Origin of the sequence: Rubripirellula reticaptiva, assembly GCF_007860175.1 — a bacterium.
Classification (GTDB): domain Bacteria; phylum Planctomycetota; class Planctomycetia; order Pirellulales; family Pirellulaceae; genus Rubripirellula; species Rubripirellula reticaptiva.
Map to the genome: position 1 here is coordinate 704,493 of NZ_SJPX01000004.1, position 22,130 is coordinate 726,622.

Genomic DNA, 22,130 nt, shown 5'->3' on the forward strand with positions numbered 1-22,130 from the left:
GCGTCTAGTGCTGACTGCTAGCCTGCAGCCCAGCCGATTACTAAGACCGGAGACCGTGTTTTAGAGCACACTCGTGACTATTCGCTCGCGATCAAGCCCGCCCAGTAAAGCGTCAATCCTCGATTTTTCGCGCTGTCGTGAAATCGCCTTCAACAACAATCGATTCGTTTGACATGAGCCCATCTCTTCGCCAAAAAAATGACACGTTGGCTCGCGCCGTAGCTTGGACAACCATTTCGGTTGCATCTTTTTTCACCGGCGCGGCCCAGGGTCAACAGGACGAACGCATTTGGGTGGATGCCGGCGGCACGTATTCTGTCCAGGCGACATTGATCGATTGGACCGGCGATTCGGTGGTACTGCTGCGTTCGGATGGAGGCGAAGTTCGGCTTTCGCTCAGTCAGCTTAGCGAGCAGGACAAAGTCTACGTTGCCGAACGAAAAGTCACCGGCAGTGCTCTGAACAAACTTCGTGGTGGTCCACCGGTTGCGCCGACCATCGATCCGCTGCCGCCATTGACCTTGCCGACCGCAGATGAGCTTGGCGATCCCGCGGACACGCCCGGCTCGCCAATGGCAATGGATGGCACCGTCCAGTCGGTCAAGCTGGATTCGTTACCGAAAAGTCTTCCAGCGGACCGTTCGCTCTTCGAGGTTGGATTGACGGCCAGGCGGATCGCTATACCGCGAGTGGATTTCAACACCACGGTTTCGGAGCCCCGTGCGATCACAATGTCGGGTTACGAAGACAAACAGACGATCGCTTTGGCGATGTCCGTTAGCCATCACATTCGTTTGCCGGGTGAAAAGACTCGCCAAGAATTAGTCGCCTTCGACATTCTTAATCAGCGAGTTAGTGTACCGATGCAGCATAGCGAAACGATTCGGTTACTCGATCATCGGATGGATACCGGGAAGTCGTTAGTGTTGGTTGGATTCAATTCGCTTGGCCGCGGCGGCGATCTAGCCGTGGTCGACGGTTGGACGGGCGGCTCGTTGGAACTTTCGCGTCGTCGGCCTGTTAGCGGTAAGGCGGACCCCGGTGCGATGCACCAACTTCGATTTGCAAAGTGGATCGACGATGAACACGTTCTGGCGATCATCGACCAGTCGCTCGGCTTGTGGAACATCGTGTCCGGCAAGCAACTCTATCGCGTCGATGGCATCGAGTCCCGATCAATGCCCGCGCTATCCGGTGGCGGACGTTATCTTGCAATTCCGTACGAAGGCGGTGTTGATCTGATGGCCACAGAAACGGGCGAATCGCTCGGGCGAATCAAGGTTGAAAAACAAGTTCCCGGAGTCGCCTTCTCGCCACAAGGTGACATGTTGGCGATTGCGACGACTCGCCGAGTTCGTGCGTGGGACTTGCCGTCGGCAGCCTTGGCCGGTGACGTTCGCTCGCTCAATAGTCTCGGACTCGGCACGCCGCTGTGGATTGATCACGACCTGCTGCTGACCGACGACGGCACGCTGGTCAGCCTGCATCGCGGTGTTCCCATTTGGCGCTATGACGTCGCAGGGACGCAGCGGCAAAGTTTCGGCAAGCACATCGCAATCTTTCGAAAGACGCCGCTGACCGAAATGACGGTCGTCTCGATTCCTCACCCAGCTGCGCGGCAAATGATTCAACGCATCGACGCCAGCCCATCACCGATCCAGCCCGACAAGTGGCGTGTCCTCGGACGCAGCGGTTGGGGATCCGGCGGGTGGGTCGATCGCGATGTCCAAATCGGTGGACTGACCAATAGCCGCCGCTAAAACCTGGTTGCATCCTGTTATTGGGATTGGTCCATGCATCGCCGTGTCGAAGGCGTTAGGCAACATCAGCAGTCCCGTGTGTCCCGCGCAGGTCGCTGATTTCCCGCGTCATCAGCCGGAACGTTTATGGCAAGTCATTCGTCGCGTTTGACTCGTCACGTTGCAACTGATCGAGATCAAGACGATAGAGTACTTGGTTGTAATCGTTGCGAGACGTCGGCGTCTTTGTGCGAGAAAACGTATGCGTGTACGTAGCCTCGAATAGAAGAATCGATGACTGTAAATCCGTGAATTCCGGATGCATCGTTGGGTTATAGAACGTGTAATTTTGGTGAGTGACAACTTTGATGGCGTTGCCCCATGGGCCCAGTGGTCCGCCAGACTCGGCGTACCAAATTTCGCCTAGCAGTGATGTTTCACCCTTCATTTGCGTAAAGATCGTCACCCACTTCTTGCGAAACGCATTCCATGCAATTGCACCTCGGTGTGGCGTTATTCGCTCGGGCGATCCCAATGCAGGGACCGATGGCTGCGGATGAAGTGGTTCCCATGTCGCCGGGTTCTTCCAGTCCTCAAACGTAGCCGGGCATTTCAACGTCGGAAACGGATCGCCAAACAAGACCCATCGCTTTCCCGCGTCGTCGATCCAGAACACCGCGTGCCCATGAGGCGACGGTGGTGGTTTTAACTCTCCATCAGATCGTTTCCAAAGGACTTGGACGTTTTCAAAATGCTCTGTGTCTTCGTTCCATACGCTTAGTCCGCGTTCGTATTCGGTTAACGGTGGTTCTATTTTTGAATAAGTCGCTACCAGGCGGTCTTTCCCATCGCGACTCGGAAGGCTTGCGTATCCGCCAAGCCAAGTAGGGCCGTCGCCGGGCAACTTGGCGATGTCTCGTGGAACGCTCGTCTCGTTCGTGACATAGTCGTAGCGAAGTTGGATTGGCGGTTTGAAAGACGAAATTGGCCGCAGCGAAGTCGTCGCGCCGGTCATGTGGAATCGTCCCAGTGGATAGCCCGGTACCGTCGTGTCACCCCAGCTCCAGTACAGCTTCCCATTGTGGACCGCGTTCTGAACGGTGTCACAACCTAGAATTCCTTGCTCGGTCCAATCAAGGTGCTCGCCAAGCTTTTGGCTCTCTGCAAACAAACCGCCACCAGTAAGCCGGCCCAGACGTTTTGCGGGAAGTTGGCGATCAACGCTGATTGTGATTGATTTCCCAGGCTGCGGCGTGACACGCACGCCCCGATAGCCAAAGCCGTCTTTGGGAACTGAGTAACCATGTCCTGCGACGTGAAACCATGTTGGCACGTTCATCAATTCAGGAAGGTCAAACGCAATCACTCCCGCATTGTCCGAAACAAACCTTTCGTTGTGCGTCGTGCGCAGTTCAACTAGCGGAACAGGCCAACCGTTGTCCGAGTCAACAATCTGGATCCGGCACAGATCTTCGGACCAGGCCTGAGTAACGCCCAGTGCAAAAAATATAACGCTGAACCACGCTGTCGAAGTTGAACTACGCATCACGTTTGATGTCCGCCATGGTTTTTGATGGGAGTAGCGGTAGAACGATCTAACAAAGTGTTTAAGGCGAGCCTTTGGTGACGCGTGGCCAACTGATTCTCAGTCTACAATCACGAATTCGTTGCAGTTGAAAAGCGACAGGCAAAGGTGGGATAGTTGATCCACGTCGGTTGTCTCGCTTGCTTGGAAGAATGCGATTACCTCACTTCGCTCTTGGGGCGAAGGCGTTCGTCCGAGACAGCGAACGAAGGCATGTTCGATTTGTGAATCCGCTGTTCGATGCGCGTTCAGTATCGAATTGGCCATCAGCTGTGCCATCTGAAGTGAAAACTGCGAATTCAGTAAATGCAGAGACTGAGGTGCTGTTGTCGAGTTGCCACGACTTGAGCAACTCGCATTGGCGTTGGGACGGTCGAAAACTTCAAAAATCGGGTATCGCAGATTTCGACGTGCGAAAACGTAAACACTACGGCGACCGTGCTCGGAACTGTCTTTCGTCACGTCCCACTGATTTTTTAGGAGAGTCCCTACCAGTTCTTTTGGCAGCGGTGGACGCACACCGGGGCCACCGGCTTTCAGATTGATTTGACCGGAAGCGACCAGGATGGCGTCACGAATTGCTTCGCCTTCTAATCGCCAGCGAGGGTAACGCGAAAGAAATTCCGCTCGCGGGTCCTCTTCTAATGTGGATGCCCACGCGATTCGTTCTGAATTAGTTGCATCGTCGGCGAGACGGCTTCGTTGACGATAGGTTGCTGAGGTCACGATCAATCGATGCAGCGACTTTAGGCTCCAGCCTTGTTGAATGAAGTTTAACGCGAGCCAGTCCAGCAACTCGGGATGGCTGGGTTCAGACCCCATAACACCAAAATCGCTGGGCGTATCTGTCAGCCCGACACCGAAATGGTGCTGCCATACCCGGTTGACCATGACACGCGCGGTCAACGGATTTTCTGCGGCGACCAGCCAGTTTGCTAAAGCTGTGCGAAGTCCAGCGGTTTGGTCCGATCGCTTTGGCGCGAATGCATTTCGTTTGGACGACACGACACGGATCACGCCGGGGTCCATTTTCGGACCGGGACTGCGGAAGTCGCCCCGCAGCATTAAGTGGCTTGGCTGCTCGTAAGGAAACGATTCCTGAAGCATCGAAAGCGAGTGGTTTTTTTGCAGCTTCACTGCGGGTTCAAAGATGGCTCGCAAGCGATAGAAGTCTGCTTGGCTGATTGAATCGTACTTGTGGTCGTGGCATTGCGCGCAACCAACTTGCAATCCTAGAAAGACCTCACCAACGGTCGATGTCAATTCGTTCAACACCGTGTGACGGCGCTCTTTTATCAAGTTGATGTCGGGCATGTCCGGTCCTGACAAGCAAAACCGTGTTGCCGCCAATGCTGATTTGTCGTTCGGATAGATCTCATCGCCGGCTATTTGACGCCGAATGAATTCGTCGTATGGCATGTCCTCGTTCAGGGACGCGATCACCCAATCTCGATATTGCCACGCTTCAGGCCGAAGTTTGTCGTGCTCGAACCCATCCGTCTCGGCAAATCGTGCAAGGTCTAGCCAGTGCTGTGCCCAACGTTCACCGTGTCGTGGAGACTCAAGTAACCGATTGACCAAACGGTCGTAAGCATCCACGTTCGCGTCCAATTCGAATTCAGCAATTTGATCGGAAGTCGGCGGTAACCCCGTCAGATCAAAGCTCAATCGCCGAATCAGTGTTCGGCGTGACGCCTCAGGCTGTGGGTGCAGATTGCGTTGATTTAATTCGTGCTGGATGAAATCGTCGATCGGATTCCTTCGCCATCCAGATTCATTTGGCGACGGCACATCAGTTTTTTCGATTGGCTGAAACGCCCAGTGATCACGATCGTACGTGTCGATCGGCACTTCCACGTACTCGGTTGGATAATCTTCCGCTCGCAGGTGCGCCGTTGCAGCGAAAGCGATTGCATACGACACCACGTGCGCCATCAAGATTTTTGCGGCAGTTCGGCCGCCAAAAATGGTCGTTTTCATTGGGCGTCGCACTTGCATCAACTGATCAGTCCTTCGATGGATTCAGCTTCGTCGGGGCCGGTCAATCGCTTGTGCAGCCCGTTGTGAAAATACGTCAGGTCATCGTGATCGATTCCCAGCAGATGTAGCAGCGTGGCATGGAAATTGTTGACCGATACTTTATCGGAGACCGCTCGAAGCCCGAACTCGTCGGTCGCGCCGTGGGCTCGTCCACCGCGAATGCCAGCACCAGCGAGCCAGACGCTGTAGCCCCATGGGTTGTGATCGCGACCTTTTCCCTGTTCGCTCATCGGCATTCGCCCGAACTCGCCGCCCCAGATCACCAAGGTATCGTCCAGCAGACCGCGTTGTTTGAGATCTTGCAGTAGCCCAGCGACCGGTTTGTCAGTGCGCTGGCAGTGTTCGGTGTGATTCTTCTCGACGTCCGCGTGTGCGTCCCATCCATTCGTATCGCCGGAATACAATTGCACGAACCGAACACCGCTTTCAATCATGCGGCGAGCCAGCAAACACCGCTCACCGAACTCTCGCGTTTCTTTTCTGTCGATGCCATACATCTTCCTTGTGTACGCGGTTTCGTTCTGGATACTGACAAGCTCCGGTGCTTCCGTTTGCATGCGAAACGCAAGTTCGTAAGCCTTGACGCGTGCGGTCAAGCGATCGTCCGAATCTCGTTGCTCTCTGTGCCGCCGATTTAGTTTGTCGATCAGTGCCAAGTCTCGCTGCTGCTGCCCGGCACTCACGCCGGGTTGTGGCTGCAAATCAAGGATCGGCGAAGCTCCCGGTCGCATGGTGACGCCTTGATATGAAGCCGGAAGATACCCGTTTCCCCAAGCGGGCGGGCCACCCTTCAAACCGCCACCGGGGTCGGGAAGAACTACAAACGCCGGCATGTTTTGGTTTTCAGAACCCAGCCCATAAGCGACCCAACTTCCAACACTCGGACAGCCCATCAAGGTGCTGCCTGTATTCATCTGATACACCGACTGCGGATGATTCACGCTGTCGCCGTGCATGGAACGAATCACACATAGATCGTCCGCGTGCTGCGCAATGTGCGGAAGAAAGTCGCTGATTTCTAGTCCTGATTGTCCACGCGGGTGGAAGCGTCGGATTGGCGCCAGTAACGGATTCTTCTTCACGTCCCGCCGCGTCATGACATCGCCAAAACTTGCCGGCAGTGACTTGCCGCTGTACTTCGTCAGCATTGGCTTGGGATCGAACAGATCAACATGACTGGGGCCGCCATGCATGAATAGCCAAATCACTCGCTTAGCACGCGGCGTGAAATGAGGCTGAATGACACTCGAACTCGATTCAGCCTGAGCCAGCGAGGCGTAAGCGAGCATCCCCATGCCGCCACCCGCGTTTGCAAGAAAGTTTCGACGGGACTGCAATTCGATTTGATTCATTGCTGGTCTACGCAAGTGCGATCGTACTTTAGTTCATCGAAACCGAAGCTATCTTCATTTTCATCGCGGGATAGAATCTCGCGATTCATGCCGGATCTCAAATGCGATTCCATTTCGATATGGGCACCTCCTGAATCAACGTCGCCGGCTCGAGTGTGAACGAGGGAAGTGACTGAAAGTGCGCTGGGTAATCATATCAGCATGGGGACAGGCAAAGTGACCTCGCCACTTGCTTTAATTGTTTTCGATTGTTTGTGGAATGACGTCTCGCTAGGCTGGTACACCTAGAGGCAAGCTGCGTCTCGACGATTTCACGCCCAAATCCCCCGTTGGATGTCGTGGTTGTTTCACTCAATAGCCCGCAGCCATCGTCGAGCAACGTCCCACCTAACGGCAAATTGCAAGGTTTTCAATATGCGATTCACTCGATTTCTCTTGGTGTCGTTTTGCATTGTGTCAGTCAGATACGCGCACGCAAATGAGTTGACTGTCCATTTGTTTGAGCGAACGCAACTGACGGGAACGTATTTCTCGGAAGGTGCTAGTGCCGGTGACGTCAATGGTGATGGTGAGGTGGACGTGGTTTATGGACCATATTGGTTTGCTGGACCCAAGTACGATGCGAAGCACGAGATTTACAAGCCGGTTCCCCAAAACATGGACCGTTATGCGGACAACTTCTTTTCGTGGATTCATGACTTCAGCGGCGACGGATGGAACGACGTGTTGGTTGTCGGCTTTCCTGGCACGCCAGCCTATGTCTACGAGAATCCGAAGCAGGACGGATGGAGTACCCACTGGAAGAAGCATCAGGTTTTCGATTGGGTGTCGAATGAATCTCCTCAGTTGGTCAACATTTTCGGCGACGATAAACCCGAGCTTGTTTGTACTCGCGATGGGTTCTTCGGCTTCGTGACCATGGATCCAAATGAACCGCTGGGCACTTGGGATTTCCATCCGATTTCTGAACAGGTGACCGCAACGAAGTTTGGTCATGGGCTCGGGATCGGTGACATCAATGGCGACGGTCGACAAGACATTATCCATTCTGGCGGATGGTACGAACAACCCAAAAAAGAAGCTGACACTTCGCGATGGAGGCATCAACCAGCAAAACTGTCGTCCGGTTACGGCGGTGCAGAAATGCATGCCTACGATGTGGATGGCGATGGAGATAACGATGTCATCACTAGCGATCGTGCACATGATTTTGGGTTGTCGTGGTACGAACAAGTGCTAGGTGAAGATGGAATCGAGTTCGAGCAGCATCAGATCATGGGGGCCCATCCGTCCGAGAACAAATACGGCGTGCTGTTCAGTGAACCGCATTCGGTTGCATTGGCTGATATCGACGGCGATGGGTTAAAGGACATTGTCACAGGCAAGACCTACTGGTCGCATCATCGGCAGAGCCCGATGTGGAACGCGGGAGCCGTTGTTTATTGGTTCAAACTGGTCCGACGCGACGACGGCGTCGATTGGATTCCATACAAAGTCGATAGTGAAGCAGGTATTGGGAGGCAGATTTCGATCGGCGATGTGAACGCTGATGGATTGCCCGATATTGTCGTCGGCGGAATGAAGGGGGCTCACGTTCTGGCTCACACAAAGCAGTCAGTCACAAAGGAAGCGTGGGATGCCGCTGAGCCAAAGGTATATTCCGGCCCAAAGCTTCCGAGTGTGGAAAATGCAAATGCTAAGCGAGGACCAAAGTCGAAGACTGATCCTAAGATGGGCCTTGTCGAAGGCGGGATTGAAGGCGAAGTACTGAAGTGTCATGCGAGCGGTGGGAGCGTGAAAGCACAGGACATGTCAAGATTTAGTGCTGACAAGTGGAGCGGCAATTCGCAGCTATGGTGGACAGGTGCGAAGCCCGGTGACACGCTGGATCTGGAATTGCCACCATTCACCGGCGTGGTTGACTTGGAGATCGTGCTGACGTGCGCGAGTGACTATGGCATCGTTCAATTGTCTTTGGATGACCATTCGCTAGGCGATCCGATTGACCTGTACGAAACAGGCGTCGTCACCACCGGCCTGCTTTCGTTTCCGAAACAGTCGGTCGACGGCAATAAACACACGCTGCGTGTCCAAATCGTCGGCGCAAATCCGAAAGCCGCGAAGGCTTACCTATTTGCGCTCGACTACCTGCGAATCAGAACGGCAAATGGAAAGTTTGTCGCTGGTTCCATTCTTGTTCCTTCGGTTGCACCGTAAAAGGTTGATCTTGGCGAATTGCCAAAGTTGCGAGTTCGTTTTCGCAATCTTGAATTGGAAGTGCTCGGTCAAATGTTCACGCGATGGACCAACACGAACTGAATTACAACAGACTCGAATGCATAGGAAATGACGACACATGCGAACGCTCTTCCTGATACTGACAGCATTTCTAATAACGCCAAACGCTTTGGCGCAGCGAGATCGTGAAGTCAAATGGGTTAACGCTGATATTCCCAGCGTGAAGGGACTTGAGCACAAAGTCCTGGCCAGCAAGTCTCTGGGGCATGACGTTGGTTACGTTGTCTGGACACCGCCCGGCTTCAACGAAGCGGAGGTAACGCGATATCCAGTTGTCTACTTTTTGCACGGAGCGGGCGGATCGGAGGCGTCGGACTCAGGTGGGTTCGCATCACGCCTTGCCGATGCGATTGGGAGGAACAAGTTTCCGCCAGCGATTTGTGTATTTCCGAACGGCGGCATGAGTGGATATCGCGGCAATGTGGAGCGTATGGTTGTCGACGAATTGATTCCATCGATCGACGCCGACTATCCGACCAACTGCACGCCATCCGCGCGGGCGATCGTTGGATTCTCGATGGGCGGATCGGGGGCGGTTGCGCTGGCGATCCAGCATCCCGATCTGTTTTGTGCTGCTGGCAGTTGGGGCGGAGCTCTGTCGCGGCAAGGCAATGGCGAAGACAGCCCGTTATTGCCAGCGGCGATGGAAAACGCAGATTCACTCAAGCAAAACGCGTTCGCTCTTCTGACCGTTAACGGAGACGGCGATCGACCGGACGGATTTACTCCGTTGGCAAAAATACTGCAACTGCTTGGCATTTCGCATCAGACGGTCACCCTAGAAGACACCAATCACAATTTTGGCAAATACTACGAGTCGTCCGGCGACACTATGATCGCCTTTCTTGCCCAGCGATTGACTGTCAAATCGCATCATGCGGATCAATCGGCGCGAATCATCCGCGTGCTGTCGATCGGAAACAGCTTTGCCGGCAATGCTTGCAAGTACCTAAAGCAGATCGCGTCAGATGGCGGTATTGAACTTGTGATTGGGACGGCGAATCTTGGTGGTTGCACGCTTGAGCGGCATGCGACGTTGGCAAAGCAATTTGCTTCTGATTCTAAAAGCCGACCTTACTCCTACTCATCGGAATCGGACGAAACGAGACTGAGTCTGCAGGAGTACTTGGTCGCGCAGCCCTGGGATTTCGTCACATTGCAGCAAATGAGCGCGTTAAGCCATCAAAGCGAGACCTATCATCCTTACATTGATGAATTAGTCGCTTTGATTGGTAAACATGCGTCAAATGCTGAAATTGTGATGCACCAGACCTGGGCGTATCGCGCGGACTCTCCTCTACTGAAAGGCTGGGACATCACACAGGATCAAATGCACGAGGGGCTTTCCGAAGCATATGCGGAAGTCGCAGAACAGTTCGGCGCAAAAATCATGCCGGTTGGTTTGGCGTTTCAAATAGCTCGCTCGGCAGATGGCCGCGAGGTTGTGGTTCCGGATCCGAGTTTTGACTACTTGAATCCTGTCTATCCGAATCTTCCGGATCAACAGCATTCGCTTGTCGTCGGTTGGCACTGGCGTTCTCAAAATGACAAGCGATCGCTTTGGTTAGATTTCAAGCACGCCAACGCGAGTGGTTGTTACCTTGCGGGGCTTGTGTGGTACGAAACCCTCACCGGCAACGACGCCCGCGATATTCGATACGTACCCGACGGAGTCAATCAATCTGATGCGTTGTTTCTTCGCGGCGTCGCTCACGATGCGGTCGCGAGTACGCGTGCTGTGAACAAGCGTGCCGTGAGCAAGTAAATGGTCGATCTATGGGTGTTTTCAAAGCTATGTCTCAGGAACTGCGTGAAGCAAATGTGTCCAATCACTCGAATCAAGACGTTTGGTGTTGCCTGTGCTCTTGTTGCAGGCTCTTTCTTTGGAGCCGCCTTTGCGGATCACCCCTTGGTTCAACACGGAACGACGGCACTGGGGGATGTCCATTCGGAAAATGAAACGCAGGGCGTAGTCAATGATCCGATCGTTTTGGATAACGACACGTCCACTGGGACTCGTCCTGATCCTGATCTTAGTGAAAGTGTCTTTGGATCCGGCGAGGCGGCTTACAACGTTTCGTCAGGACCGAAAGACGAACGGTTCGCTGTCTATGATCGTTCGATGCGCGAATTTATGAAGGAACATCGCATCCCCGGTGCGTCCATCGCGGTCACGAACCGAGGAAAGGTCGTCTTTGCTCGCGGATATGGATACGCCGATGTTTCCAATGGAGAGCAGGTGAACCCAGATAGCTTGTTTCGTATCGCAAGTATCTCGAAGCCGATCACGGCAGTCGCGATTTTACAGCTCATCGAGAAAGGGAAGTTGAGTCTAGATGACTGTGTGTTCGCGATCTTGGACTACGAAGTCGACATCATCGCCGCAGGTGACGCGTTCGATCAGCGGTGTCGTGGAATTTCGATTCGGCATTTGCTAGAACATCGCGGCGGTTGGGATCGTGACAAATCGTTCGACGCCATGTTTCAGTCTGTTCGCTTCGCTGAACAAGTGGGACTTCCACCACCAGCTGATCAGTCGGCGGTTATCAAGGCGATGCTGCAACAAGAACTCGATTTTGAACCTGGTCATCGGCACGCCTACTCAAACTTCGGATACTGTTTGCTGGGGCGAGTCGTCGAAAAGATCAGTGGCATGACTTACGAAAATTACGTCAAGAAGAATGTCCTTGAACCGGTCGGTATTGGCACCATGCGAATTGGTGCGACTCGTCTGAGTGGCAGAGCCGATCGAGAAGTTCGCTACTATCACCCTGGTACCGGTCGATCCGTTTTCTCGGAAGACTTGGGTGGTAGGGTGCCCTGGCCCTATGGGGCTTGGAATCTAGAGGCAATGGATTCGCACGGCGGTTGGATCGCCTCAGCGACTGATCTAGCGAAGTTCGCTGCAGCCTTCGACGATCCTGATGCTTGTCCAATTCTTAGTCGCAACAGTATCGAAAAGATGTATAGTCGTCCGCCAGGTTTGGCAGGGCACGATACCGACGGCAAGCAGAAGGCGCGCTACTATTCTCTGGGGTGGAGCAATCGAGTTGTTGATGGTGACAAAATTAATCATTGGCACAGCGGTTCGCTCAATGGCACCGCATCTGTCATGATTCGCCGGCATGATGGCAAGAACTTTATCGCACTCTTGAACACACGAGTCAGCCCATTAGAGGCAAGTGTTAGTAGCGAGATCGATCGGCTGCTTCATAAAATGGCGAACGGCGTAAAAGATTGGCCAGAGTAGCAATCGTGATCATTCGGTATCGCATTGGCTCGACTGAAAGTGAATCGTAGCAGGTAACCATTCCGGTTCGTAACTTCCGTCATGATCCGCGCCAACATTCCACCGAGCAACAATTGCCGAGACGTGTTAGGGTAGCTCTGTTGATTCTCGCAGGCGAAGCTCTTGCAAAGTATCTGCGTAATCAAGTTTGCTACGTAGGAGTCGATCTTGCGTCCGAAACCAGCAACGAGGGAGATTGGTCGAGCGAGATTACGTGCGACCAGCACGGATGCGACCAACGGTTTGATTTTCTTGTTCGACTTCCGGAGTAAAAATGTTTAGATTGTGTTTCCTATTGGTCGCGATGCTGCTTGTCTGCTCCGTAACCGAGGCTGCTGCTGCCGATGAACGCCCGCGTTTGTTCGTGCTGACGGATATCGGTGGTGACCCCGACGACCAGCAGTCGCTCGTTCGTCTAATGGTCTACTGCAACGAGCTTCAGATCGAAGGTCTCGTCGCTTCCGCGTCAGGGACTCCCGGTGAGTTGAAGGTAGCTACAACAAGAACGGATTTGATCCGCGAAATAGTATCAGCCTACGGAAAGGTTCGCGAAAATCTTGCTCGGCACTCAAAAGGGTGGCCCGAAACGGAAACTCTTTTAGAGGTCATTCAGTCCGGAAATCCGCAACGTGGGCTTGAGTATGTCGGCGAAGAACACGACACAAGCGGCTCTACGTTGTTGATCGAGCGTGTTGATGCGGGTTCTGTAAATCACCCCTTGAACATAGCGATCTGGGGCGGTCAGACCGACCTTGCTCAGGCACTTTGGCGAGTACGAGAGGACCGTGGCGTGGATGGTTTGGCTGATTTCGTCAAGCGTTTTCGAGTCTATGACATCGCCGATCAAGACGGTATCGCAGATTGGATGCAAGCCGAGTTTCCGGACATGTACTACATCCTGAGTAAGGCAAAAAAAGGAAGTGACAAACGTAACGCTTCGTTTCGTGGCATGTACCTGACCGGCGACGAATCGTTGACTTCTCGCGAATGGATCGACACGAATGTGCGATCAACCGGCCCGTTGGGTGCACTGTATCCAACAAAAACGTGGACGAGCCCAAATCCGCATGGCTGTATGAAAGAGGGCGATACGCCATCGTGGTTCTTCTTTCTTCCGAATGGGCACAACAACCCCACCAATCCGTCAAAACCTGGATGGGGCGGGCAGTTCTTTCAAGCGTCTGATGGTTGGTATCGCGATGATCAGTCGACAATGGATCACCGAGAGACCGTCAGCAGATGGCGGTTGGAGTTTCAGAACGACTTCGCGCTTCGCATGTCGTGGTGCATTAACAAGTAACAAAGGATAAAAAATGAAATCGATACTGACCATCCTAATTGTTTACGCAGTGCTTTCGTCAAGTCATGCTTGCGCGCAGGTGACGGATCGCAGCGTCGTTTATGACGCTCGAACTTTGCCAAGCGAGATCCTCTCGGGTGAACGAAATTACGCCGTCTATCTGCCGCCCGGTTACCAAACGTCGCAGCGCAGCTACCCAGTTTTGTATCTTCTTCATGGTTCCGGAGATGATCAAACCGGTTGGGTGCAGTTTGGTGAGGTTCAGCACATCGCGGACAAAGCCATCGCCGATGGAACAGCGACGCCGATGGTAATCGTCATGCCGGATGCGAATACGGGCCAGCGAGGTTACTTCAACGACATCCGCGGCGGCTGGAATTATGAAGATTTTTTCTTCAACGAGTTCATGCCGCACATCGAGAAGACGTACCGCGTGAAGTCCGACAAACGCTATAGGGCAGTAGGTGGACTTTCGATGGGCGGTGGCGGTTCGTTTATGTATGCCTTGCACCACCCCGAGTTGTTTTCGTCGGCATGCCCGCTGAGTGCCAGCGTCGGGCCGTTGAACGTCGAAGATGCGAAGCGGCGATATAATCGTCCGAGCCGGAACGAGCAGGATGTCGAATCGGAACCAGTCCCGGACGATGAGATTGAAGCGTATTTCAAACGACATAGCGCCGTGCAACTGATGGAGAGCATGCCAGAAGACGACGTCAAGAGCGTCCGTTGGTACATCGATTGCGGAGACGATGATTTCTTGTACGAAGGCAATTCGCTGGTTCACATTGCGATGCGAAAACGAAATTTTGCTCACGAATATCGTGTCCGCGATGGCGAGCACCGATGGAGCTACTGGCGTTCGGCTTTACCCAGCGTGCTAAGCTTTGTTTCAGAATCATTTCACCAAAACTAAGTTGTGCACGGATTAGAACCATGACAATCAGATGTGCCGTGATTAGTTTCGCATTCGTAGCTTTCTTCTCGCTTGCGACCGCTCAGGAACGGGAAGCTCGTCCCCGCATTTCGTTCGAAGAGGTTTTGCGGCGTGAAGATGCAAACAAAGATGGAAAGGTCACGAAGGAGGAATTCAAAGCCGCGCCTCGCCTGTTTGAGCGGTTTGACCGCAACAAGGATAACGTGTTGACCAGCGAAGATTTCGCGGGACAACCAGCACGTCCAAACGGTGAACGAATTCCTGGACGAAACGGTGGCAATGCACCCGAAGACGTCAACGTTCTGCGAGACGTCGTGTTTGGGACTGGTGGCGGACGAGACTTGACGATGCACATCGTGTTGCCAAAGTTGTCAGCGTCTGCCTCATCGCCGGGGCCAGCACCCGCATATGTTTGGATCCACGGTGGCGGATGGCAGGGCGGCACGAAAGACGGTGGCGTTGGTCAGGTTGTCCCGCTGGTGCGCGAAGGATTTGTCGGAGCCACGATTGAATACCGTTTGACCGGCGAAGCTGCTTTTCCTGCACAGATCGAAGACTGCAAATGCGCGATACGTTACTTGCGTGCCCATGCTGAGAAGTACAACATCGATCCCAATCGAATCGCCGTTGGCGGCAGTTCGGCGGGTGGGCACTTGGTTGCACTGATGGGCACTTCCGCCGGGGTCAAAGAGTTCGAAGGAAGCGGCGGGTGGGCAGATCGGTCGAGCGCCGTCCAGGCCGTTGTGAATTTGTATGGCCCGACCGACTTCAAAGCGTTCGTGACGACAAAGGGGTTCGAAAGTCACAATCGCGCGGGATCGCCAGAATCAAAATTGCTTGGTGGCGGTGAAGTAGCAAGCAACACCGAAGGCGTCAAACGCGTGAACCCGATCACTTACATCGATAAAGCCGATCCACCATTTCTGATCATTCATGGAACGGCCGACAAAACCGTGCCGGCCAACCAAAGCGAAGCCATTCACGAGGCTCTAAAGGTTGCTGGTGTTAGTAGCAAGCTGCATCTCATCGAGGGAGCCGGGCACGGCGGACCGCAATTCACCCAACCCGAGATCCGGTCGATGCAGATCGATTTCCTGACCACGGTTTTCAAAACCCGTTTGGAAACCGACGATTAGACCTTGGGCATCTGGGATTGTGCGGAACACGAGTATTCTCGTCGGAACGCACCGTGTTAAGCTTTGAATTGTTCGCGAAGCGTTTGCATGGTTTCCGCTTGTCTGCGCTGGACCATCGCCTTTGCCGCCGCTGCCTTTCTCTTCGCTTCCTGGGGATCGGTGACCAGTTTCAGTACAGTTGCCGCGATCCGCTGTTGGTCGGCTGGGGAATCGTGATCGAACAGCCAGTCGCTCAGCCCAATGTCGTCCCACATATAACCCTTGCTGGTTTGTTCAGCAAAGCGGCAAACGATTGCGGGAACACCATGTCCGATGCACATGATGGGCGAGTGCATTTCATTGCCGAACAAGCCAGCGCTGCGAATGAAGACACTGATCGCTTCGCCCGTCATCCAGTAATCGGGACGCCACACCACACGTTTGAGCACGTTCGTCGGCAGTTTGTCGTAAAGCATCTCTTTGCCCACGGCCATTTGCGTGCGGTCTTCCGGGCAAATCAAGACTTTCAAGTCCGTCTGCTTCACAACCTCCTCGATGGCGGCACGCAAAGGAGCGTGATCGTGCTCTTTCATTTCTTCGTTTCGAGCATGTTTGACTTCGTCAAACGCAACGCCTTTCTTGATCGTCCAGTAAGGGGTGTACCGTAATCGCGGAATGCAGCACAGAAACTTTCCTGATTCGAGTCCGTTTGCTGCGAGGAATGCGTCTGCTTTATTCGCATCCCGCAAATCACACGCGAACGCGCCGTCCGGCCCGAACTCCATGACCGGCGACTTGGCGCCAAGTGACTTTGCCAGCTCCAACGACTTGTTGTCTCTGAAAAACACGAATTTCGCCTGACTCAACACTTCGATCGATCGGGCCATCGCTTCTTTTGTGCGAGCACTCGTCGAGGAAGACTGGATTCTTGGAAAGGTGATGCCATAGATTCCATATGGCTTGCCGGTTTCGTTCTGCCAGCGAATCAAGTCCCGCTCGGCAACAATCGACGCTCCGCTGCCGTGCAGCAGAAAATCGCATTCCTCAAACGCACGTTCTAAGGCCTCGCTTCGCGGCTTCGCAATTTTTAGTGTGGGGAACTCTTTACGAAGTAACTCTTCGACGCCGTTTTCAACATTCGACGGCCACAAAGTGATCTCAGCTTGCGGTAAGTAAGTCCGCAAAAGACCAAGCACGCCGGGTGTGTGGGCGATGTCGCCAATGTTGACGGTCTGCCACGAAGACCTCAGCAAAATTCGCGGAGTAGGATTCGATTCCGCGGCAAACGCGGAGCTGAACGCGAAGCCAAGCGATGCAAGTCCAGACTGGTGGATAAAAGTTCTTCGGCGCATTTGATTGGCATTCACTTTCAAGTCAGGTCAATGTTTTAAGTTGAGGAGGCGAGTTTTGCATGGATAGGGCAAGTTCAGGGTGCGCGCAGTGCGGGCATCCGTGCTTTCATCGACGAAAGTTGTTGGTCAAGTTGCCGCGACAGTAGCGAAGCGATGTCCGTTTGCTCGTCGATGAGATTTCTCTGCTCAGCTGGATCGTCGTCGAGGTTGTAAAATTCGGCGGTCTTGTTTTCGTAAAACTTCACCAACTTGTACGGTCCCATTCGCATCGCGGAATGCGGTCGCGTTCGGCTGGTGACGAAATCGTTCACTCCGATCGCGTCTGACGCTTTCGCGAACCCTCTTTCCGGATGGTAATACGGAAAATGCCAAATCAATGGTCGCTCAGGTAGTGTTTCTTGCTCGGTCCACAGCGGCATCAGGTTCAGGCCGTCCGTCATTGTTGGCGGCGATGCACCGCCAGCGCTAGCGAAGGTTGCGTGCAGGTCATAGCCAACGACCGGTTCGTCGCAATCGCCATCGGCGGCGATTCGTCCTGGCCAGCGAACGAGCATCGGCACGCGAATGCCACCTTCGTAGAGATTCCATTTCGACCCGCGCAGCGGCCCGTTGGCAGTGAATTCCGGATGCCCGCCGTTGTCGCTGGTGAAAACAATCAGCGTATCGTCTGTCATCCCTGATTCGTCTATCGCCGACAAAAGTTGCCCAACGTAATGGTCAAGCGTCTCAACAAACGCCGCGTACTGCAAACGACTCTGGCGTTGCGGAGAGTCGTCTGGGATCAGTCGCTCGTACTTCTCGACCAGCCAACGACACCGTGTTTTTACTGGTGTGTGCACGTAGAACTGCGAAACCATCGCAAAGAATGGTCGGTCATGCTGGCGCCGCAAGTACTCGGTCGTCCGGTCAATCATTGAGTCGGCGGGGAACTGGCCATGCTTGGTGATCGATTCTGGTTGTTGCTTGCCCCACGAATACGGATGGCCGCCGAAGTCCTCGACCGCAAACTCGAATCCCTGTTGCCGCGGTCCGTGTGTAGGGCTCCAGCCCAAGTAATGCTGGTGGTGAGCGTTCAAATGCCACTTGCCAAAGAACGCCGTTTCGTAGCCAGCCTGCTGTAGCGTTTCAGGAATCGTCGTCTCTTCGAGCGGAAGGTTTAGCGTTAGGGGCGGTGCTCGCAGCGGAGTTTCGGCGTCAAGCATTTGGTGTCCAGGTTCATTCTTGGTCACGAACTCAAACCCAAGCCTAGCGGTGGTCTTTCCCGTCAACAGACTTGCTCGTGACGCAGAGCAAATCGGAGCGGCCGCATAGGCGTTGTTGAACTTGGTGCCTTGTTCGGCAAGTCGATTCAGGTGCGGCGTGTTGTGCCACGGATGTCCATAGCAACCAAGGTCTGACCAAGCCAAATCGTCCGCCAAAATGAACACCATGTTCGGTCGTTTGGGATCATCGCCCGCGACGATCACGGTGTCGCAGGCAAGCACCATAGCAACTAACACAAGAATCGATTTCATGGTGTTCCCTGTTCAATTGCGTCTCGCGCAGATTCGAGTCGCTGAGTAAGTTCTTTGATTGCCGACTGGATCCGGGGACGTTCGTCGGCGATCAAGTTGCGAGTCTCGCCGGGATCTTCCATCAAATCGAAGAACTCGTTTCGTCCCGCGTTGCCAGAATCAACGACTAGTTTGAACTGGAGTGTTCGATAGCAACGCATGTCTGCATCGGCGTAGTTGATCATGTGGTACTGAGCGTAAAGATCTTGGTTCCAGTCGGGCGGAGTCGTTCCCATTAGCAACGGCAGCAAGCTGCGACCTCGCCATGGTGAGCTTTCACGCGGTTTTTGCGAATGTGTCTTCGGAAGTGCAAGGCCCGCCATGCCGATGATGGTTGGAAAGACATCCAGCGCCGTCGCTGTAGCATCGATTTCCGTTCCCGCTTTGACCACGCCTGGCCAACGAACGATCATTGGAACTCGCAAAGAATGGTCGTCAAGATTAGGACGATACTTCGGCGAGATCACACGTGTTCCACGGTGTGTTTCTTTCGGCGGTTGGTGAGTAGCCCAGATGCCGTTGCCTTTGTGCCAGATTCCGTTGTGTCCCAGGTTGTATCCGTGATCCGACGTTAGGATCACGATCGTGTGGTCGTCGAGATGCAGTTCATCGAGCAGCCCGATCACCCGTCCGATATTTCGATCGACACTGGTAGTGCTGGCCAGATACTCACGCATCTGCTTCTTCATATTCGCGATATTTAGGTCTGGGTAATCGGGATTGGGGATTTTTACATCCTGTCCGTCGTAGGGTTTCCAGTCCTCCGGATCGACAGGCAACCACGGTCCATGCGGCGCTCGAGTGTTCAGGCACAGCAGGAACGGTTTGTCCTTCGATCGTTGAATGAATTTCAAACCGCGGTCAGTCAGTATGTCGACCGTCAATCCAGTGAACTTGCGAACTTTGCCTTCTTCCTCCAGTTCTGGGTTGCTTGGTGTCGTGCCGCCGCCGGTCAGGCCCATGAAGTAATCGAATCCGTGATGGGTCGGATGAAAACGTTCGTTGCCCTTCGCCGTCCAGTCACCTAAATGCCACTTTCCAATCAGTCCAGTTGCGTAGCCGTTTTGTTGCAGAACCTCGGCGAACGTAACGCTGTTATTGGGATCCATCGCGACTTCGTTTTCCGTGTCGTACAACTTGTGGCCCGGCTGCGGAATGAAGTCCGTGATTCCGAATTCACTTGCATAGCGACCCGTCATGAACGTCGCTCGGGCAGGACTGCAAACCGGCGTCGTGCAAAAGAAGTTTCGGAACATCGCTCCCTCCGCTGCGAGCCGATCCATGTTGGGAGTTTGCGCCGCGGGAACATCATCGAACCATCCGCGTTGCACGGCTGTTCCAACCGTCCAAGCAGCTTGATCGTCGGTCAGGATAATGACGACATTCGGTCGAGGCCCGTCGCTAGCGCAGGCGTCGCCCCAAAAAAACAAGGTGATCACGCCAAACCATTTAAATGTCGGCCACATAGCAACCAATCGTCTAGATGCAAAGAAGGAAATGGATCGTCGATCCGTCGACACGGATTTTATAAGTAGTTTACTAGCGTTTAGTGGCCGTTTCGAATGTGGTGGTACGACGGTGTGCTGTTACTGATGGGATTCTGCTGCATCGCAGATGGCTTTTAGCGAAGACCGTTTAGGTTGCGGCGTGTCCTGCAATCGTTCCCAAATCACCGCACCTGCGAATCCTCGCGTTTTTGACTTTTGCCTGAACCGTTGCTGGACCATTGAAGCGAATCCGTCAATTTCATCCGTTGCGTTCCAGGCCGCCGGCACCAGTTCAGCATAGGGGATTCGCTTCACGCGCCTGCTTGCGCCGCGAATGCGGCTCAAATTACGATAAGAGTCTCAAAGCGAAAGCCGCAAAATCTTGGCGGTGACCGGGGAAGGCCGAAACTGTCAAAACTGCGGGAAATGTTGACGAGTTTTGCTGCGGGGTTCTAAGTCGAGATAGCGACGCTAGGCCGATGCTGGGACGGTTGGCTCGTAATGCGACCGAGTGCGGTAATGTGTCCACATCTTTTTTAGACCGTTGGTGATCGGTTGTTCGATGCGGTGCGTGATGATGATCGCCATTGAGAACGAGAATGCGATCGCGATGGCAAAGCAGGCCACCGGTGGCAATCCGGCCTCATCAAAACGACGGATCAGTGCGCACCCCAGGTTGTTGTGACAAAGGTACAACGCGTATGAAATCGTACTGATGTAGACCAGTGGTTTTAGTCTCAGTGGCGGTACTTTGCCGTAGGCGCAAAGGGTTACCAGGCTGATGATCAGTGCCGTTGCGGCCGGGTTGTGTTTTCCGTGATCGATCGAATGGAACACGGCGGCGGCTACTGTGATGCCTAGGATGTTTTGCCAGCGTTTGCCGGTCTTGGTCTTGATCATGTAAAGCAGGAACCCGATCGCGAACAGCGGCGCAAAGTCCAGCAGCATCATTCGGCGAAGGCCTGTTGCGACGGCGAACCAAGGTTGGCTGCCGTAGGTGGATTCGAGTGCGTCCATCAAAGGGCAGACGGTGATCGACATCGCCAGCAGGCTGCCCCAGCCGATGAAGTAGCGTCGTAGTCCGCCGATCAAGAACAGTGTCACCAGCGTGACGTAGAACATCATTTCGATTTGCAGAGTCCACATGACGGGATCAACGCATTCGTAGCCAAGCACTCGTGGCAGCAGGGTCATGTTGGCCAGGAATTGACTGGTCGTTACTGATTGATTCATCGGAGCGAGCGGCAGGATCCATAGATTGGCGATGATCACCAACAAGAACACAGGAACGATCCGGATCAAGCGTGCGGCGACAAAGTCCACGGGCTTGCCACGCCGCATCAGCGACATGCTGTTGACGAATCCGCTGAGAATGAAAAACATCTCGACACCGTAGGCACCGAATGGCCACTGGAAACCCAGCGGCGACGAATATCCGTACTTGTTGGTGTACACCAGCGTGAAGTGAAACAGCACCAAGTTGATTGCGGCGAGCGCGCGTAGCGAATCGAGTTCGACGATCCGTCGGTGAGGCTTCAGGATTGAGGCCGTGCCGGTGGGGGTTGAATCGGTGGAAGTCGAGTCGTTCGGATTCGGTTCGTGGCGATTGGGTTCGCAACAATTCGGATCGGGAGCGGTCATTGCGAATCGGTCTCGGTCATGAACGGGTTGGCTTGAACCACGGTGGGTTCAGCCGATTCTTTGGTTTTGAAGAAAAAGTCTTGCAGGCCGTTGGGCGACGGGGCGCTCTTTACGCTAGCTCTGCAGCAGCTTGGTTTGGCGAATGCTTTGCCGCTGTATTCGGGGCGAGCGGGTTCGTCCGAGGGCTCCATCGTTTTTCGCATCCACGATCCCAAAGACAAAGATCCCAGCGAAGATGACGTTTCTGGTGCGTACGGGTCAGCAGAGGTTGCGACCGAATTGGTGGCGGATTCATCAAACTGAACCACGCCCGAGAACTTATAGGCGATACCACCGCCGACGGCACAGAAGACTAGTAGAGGGAGCAAAACACGCATCGACGGACTCGGTCGTAAGGATTAGGCACTTTCACAACCGTAGGTCGCGATGCCGCTCCTCGTCGCTC

The 22,130-nt window shown here is 54.0% G+C and carries 16 protein-coding genes; 7 read left to right on the plus strand and 9 right to left on the minus strand.

Annotation, left to right across the window (positions count from 1 at the left end):
• Positions 1 to 173 precede the first annotated feature (173 nt).
• Positions 174 to 1,760, plus strand: a complete 1,587-nt coding sequence (locus tag Poly59_RS19720; RefSeq protein ID WP_146535809.1) for an SHD1 domain-containing protein — start codon at positions 174 to 176, stop codon at positions 1,758 to 1,760.
• A 124-nt stretch (positions 1,761 to 1,884) separates the two neighbouring features.
• Here Poly59_RS19720 and Poly59_RS19725 read toward each other — a convergent pair whose 3' ends face one another.
• The 3 genes from Poly59_RS19725 to Poly59_RS19735 form a co-directional block, all read right to left on the minus strand.
• Positions 1,885 to 3,285, minus strand: coding sequence for a hypothetical protein (locus Poly59_RS19725; RefSeq protein WP_222436140.1), 1,401 nt, complete (start codon positions 3,283 to 3,285; stop codon positions 1,885 to 1,887).
• 99 nt (positions 3,286 to 3,384) lie between these two features.
• Positions 3,385 to 5,304 carry a DUF1549 and DUF1553 domain-containing protein gene (locus Poly59_RS19730; RefSeq protein WP_246151779.1) on the minus strand — a complete coding sequence of 640 codons (1,920 nt, stop codon included), beginning with the start codon at positions 5,302 to 5,304 and terminating at the stop codon, positions 3,385 to 3,387.
• A gap of 17 nt (positions 5,305 to 5,321) precedes the next feature.
• Positions 5,322 to 6,716: a DUF1501 domain-containing protein gene (locus Poly59_RS19735; protein WP_146535810.1), complete on the minus strand. Its 1,395-nt coding sequence runs from the start codon at positions 6,714 to 6,716 to the stop codon at positions 5,322 to 5,324.
• Between the two features lie 495 nt (positions 6,717 to 7,211).
• Here Poly59_RS19735 and Poly59_RS19740 point away from each other — a divergent pair, with 495 nt between their 5' ends.
• From Poly59_RS19740 to Poly59_RS19765, 6 genes are all read left to right on the plus strand, one after another.
• Positions 7,212 to 8,933 (plus strand): FG-GAP repeat domain-containing protein, encoded by a 1,722-nt coding sequence (locus tag Poly59_RS19740; protein WP_246151780.1) that lies wholly within the window; start codon positions 7,212 to 7,214, stop codon positions 8,931 to 8,933.
• Positions 8,934 to 9,072: 139 nt separating this feature from the next.
• On the plus strand, positions 9,073 to 10,779 hold the full coding sequence (locus Poly59_RS29700) for a DUF4886 domain-containing protein (RefSeq protein WP_186776397.1): 1,707 nt from the start codon (positions 9,073 to 9,075) through the stop codon (positions 10,777 to 10,779).
• Between the two features lie 54 nt (positions 10,780 to 10,833).
• Positions 10,834 to 12,264 carry a serine hydrolase domain-containing protein gene (locus Poly59_RS19750; protein WP_186776398.1) on the plus strand — a complete coding sequence of 477 codons (1,431 nt, stop codon included), beginning with the start codon at positions 10,834 to 10,836 and terminating at the stop codon, positions 12,262 to 12,264.
• A gap of 313 nt (positions 12,265 to 12,577) precedes the next feature.
• Entirely contained in the window at positions 12,578 to 13,603 is a 1,026-nt protein-coding gene (locus Poly59_RS19755; protein ID WP_146535813.1) for a DUF1593 domain-containing protein, read from the plus strand.
• 13 nt (positions 13,604 to 13,616) lie between these two features.
• Positions 13,617 to 14,516 (plus strand): alpha/beta hydrolase, encoded by a 900-nt coding sequence (locus Poly59_RS19760; protein WP_146535814.1) that lies wholly within the window; start codon positions 13,617 to 13,619, stop codon positions 14,514 to 14,516.
• Positions 14,517 to 14,536: 20 nt separating this feature from the next.
• Positions 14,537 to 15,673 (plus strand): alpha/beta hydrolase fold domain-containing protein, encoded by a 1,137-nt coding sequence (locus Poly59_RS19765; RefSeq protein WP_146535815.1) that lies wholly within the window; start codon positions 14,537 to 14,539, stop codon positions 15,671 to 15,673.
• Positions 15,674 to 15,729: 56 nt separating this feature from the next.
• Here the strand turns inward: Poly59_RS19765 and Poly59_RS19770 are convergent, their stop codons facing one another.
• From Poly59_RS19770 to Poly59_RS19795, 6 genes are all read right to left on the minus strand, one after another.
• Positions 15,730 to 17,004: a polysaccharide pyruvyl transferase family protein gene (locus tag Poly59_RS19770; protein ID WP_146535816.1), complete on the minus strand. Its 1,275-nt coding sequence runs from the start codon at positions 17,002 to 17,004 to the stop codon at positions 15,730 to 15,732.
• A gap of 74 nt (positions 17,005 to 17,078) precedes the next feature.
• Entirely contained in the window at positions 17,079 to 18,518 is a 1,440-nt protein-coding gene (locus tag Poly59_RS19775; protein WP_146535817.1) for a sulfatase, read from the minus strand.
• Positions 18,515 to 20,023 (minus strand): sulfatase family protein, encoded by a 1,509-nt coding sequence (locus Poly59_RS19780; RefSeq protein WP_146535818.1) that lies wholly within the window; start codon positions 20,021 to 20,023, stop codon positions 18,515 to 18,517. The genes Poly59_RS19775 and Poly59_RS19780 overlap by 4 nt, the downstream gene beginning before the upstream one ends.
• A 120-nt stretch (positions 20,024 to 20,143) precedes the next feature.
• A complete protein-coding gene (locus Poly59_RS19785; RefSeq protein WP_146535819.1) occupies positions 20,144 to 20,359 on the minus strand; it encodes a hypothetical protein in 216 nt (71 codons plus the stop codon).
• A gap of 156 nt (positions 20,360 to 20,515) precedes the next feature.
• Positions 20,516 to 21,685 (minus strand): acyltransferase family protein, encoded by a 1,170-nt coding sequence (locus tag Poly59_RS19790; protein ID WP_146535820.1) that lies wholly within the window; start codon positions 21,683 to 21,685, stop codon positions 20,516 to 20,518.
• Positions 21,682 to 22,062 carry a hypothetical protein gene (locus Poly59_RS19795; protein ID WP_146535821.1) on the minus strand — a complete coding sequence of 127 codons (381 nt, stop codon included), beginning with the start codon at positions 22,060 to 22,062 and terminating at the stop codon, positions 21,682 to 21,684. Before Poly59_RS19795 ends, Poly59_RS19790 begins: the two co-directional genes overlap by 4 nt.
• Positions 22,063 to 22,130: the final 68 nt, after the last annotated feature.

Excerpts from the sequence above, each read along its gene's own strand:
- Poly59_RS19720 (WP_146535809.1), top strand. The coding sequence starts at position 174 with ATGAGCCCATCTCTTCGCCAAAAAAATGACACGTTGGCTCGCGCCGTA.
- Poly59_RS19725 (WP_222436140.1), bottom strand. The coding sequence starts at position 3,285 with ATGCGTAGTTCAACTTCGACAGCGTGGTTCAGCGTTATATTTTTTGCA.
- Poly59_RS19730 (WP_246151779.1), bottom strand. The coding sequence starts at position 5,304 with ATGAAAACGACCATTTTTGGCGGCCGAACTGCCGCAAAAATCTTGATG.
- Poly59_RS19735 (WP_146535810.1), bottom strand. The coding sequence starts at position 6,716 with ATGAATCAAATCGAATTGCAGTCCCGTCGAAACTTTCTTGCAAACGCG.
- Poly59_RS29700 (WP_186776397.1), top strand. The coding sequence starts at position 9,073 with ATGCGAACGCTCTTCCTGATACTGACAGCATTTCTAATAACGCCAAAC.
- Poly59_RS19750 (WP_186776398.1), top strand. The coding sequence starts at position 10,834 with ATGTGTCCAATCACTCGAATCAAGACGTTTGGTGTTGCCTGTGCTCTT.
- Poly59_RS19755 (WP_146535813.1), top strand. The coding sequence starts at position 12,578 with ATGTTTAGATTGTGTTTCCTATTGGTCGCGATGCTGCTTGTCTGCTCC.
- Poly59_RS19760 (WP_146535814.1), top strand. The coding sequence starts at position 13,617 with ATGAAATCGATACTGACCATCCTAATTGTTTACGCAGTGCTTTCGTCA.
- Poly59_RS19765 (WP_146535815.1), top strand. The coding sequence starts at position 14,537 with ATGACAATCAGATGTGCCGTGATTAGTTTCGCATTCGTAGCTTTCTTC.
- Poly59_RS19770 (WP_146535816.1), bottom strand. The coding sequence starts at position 17,004 with ATGCGCCGAAGAACTTTTATCCACCAGTCTGGACTTGCATCGCTTGGC.
- Poly59_RS19775 (WP_146535817.1), bottom strand. The coding sequence starts at position 18,518 with ATGAAATCGATTCTTGTGTTAGTTGCTATGGTGCTTGCCTGCGACACC.
- Poly59_RS19780 (WP_146535818.1), bottom strand. The coding sequence starts at position 20,023 with ATGTGGCCGACATTTAAATGGTTTGGCGTGATCACCTTGTTTTTTTGG.
- Poly59_RS19790 (WP_146535820.1), bottom strand. The coding sequence starts at position 21,685 with ATGACCGCTCCCGATCCGAATTGTTGCGAACCCAATCGCCACGAACCG.
- Poly59_RS19795 (WP_146535821.1), bottom strand. The coding sequence starts at position 22,062 with ATGCGTGTTTTGCTCCCTCTACTAGTCTTCTGTGCCGTCGGCGGTGGT.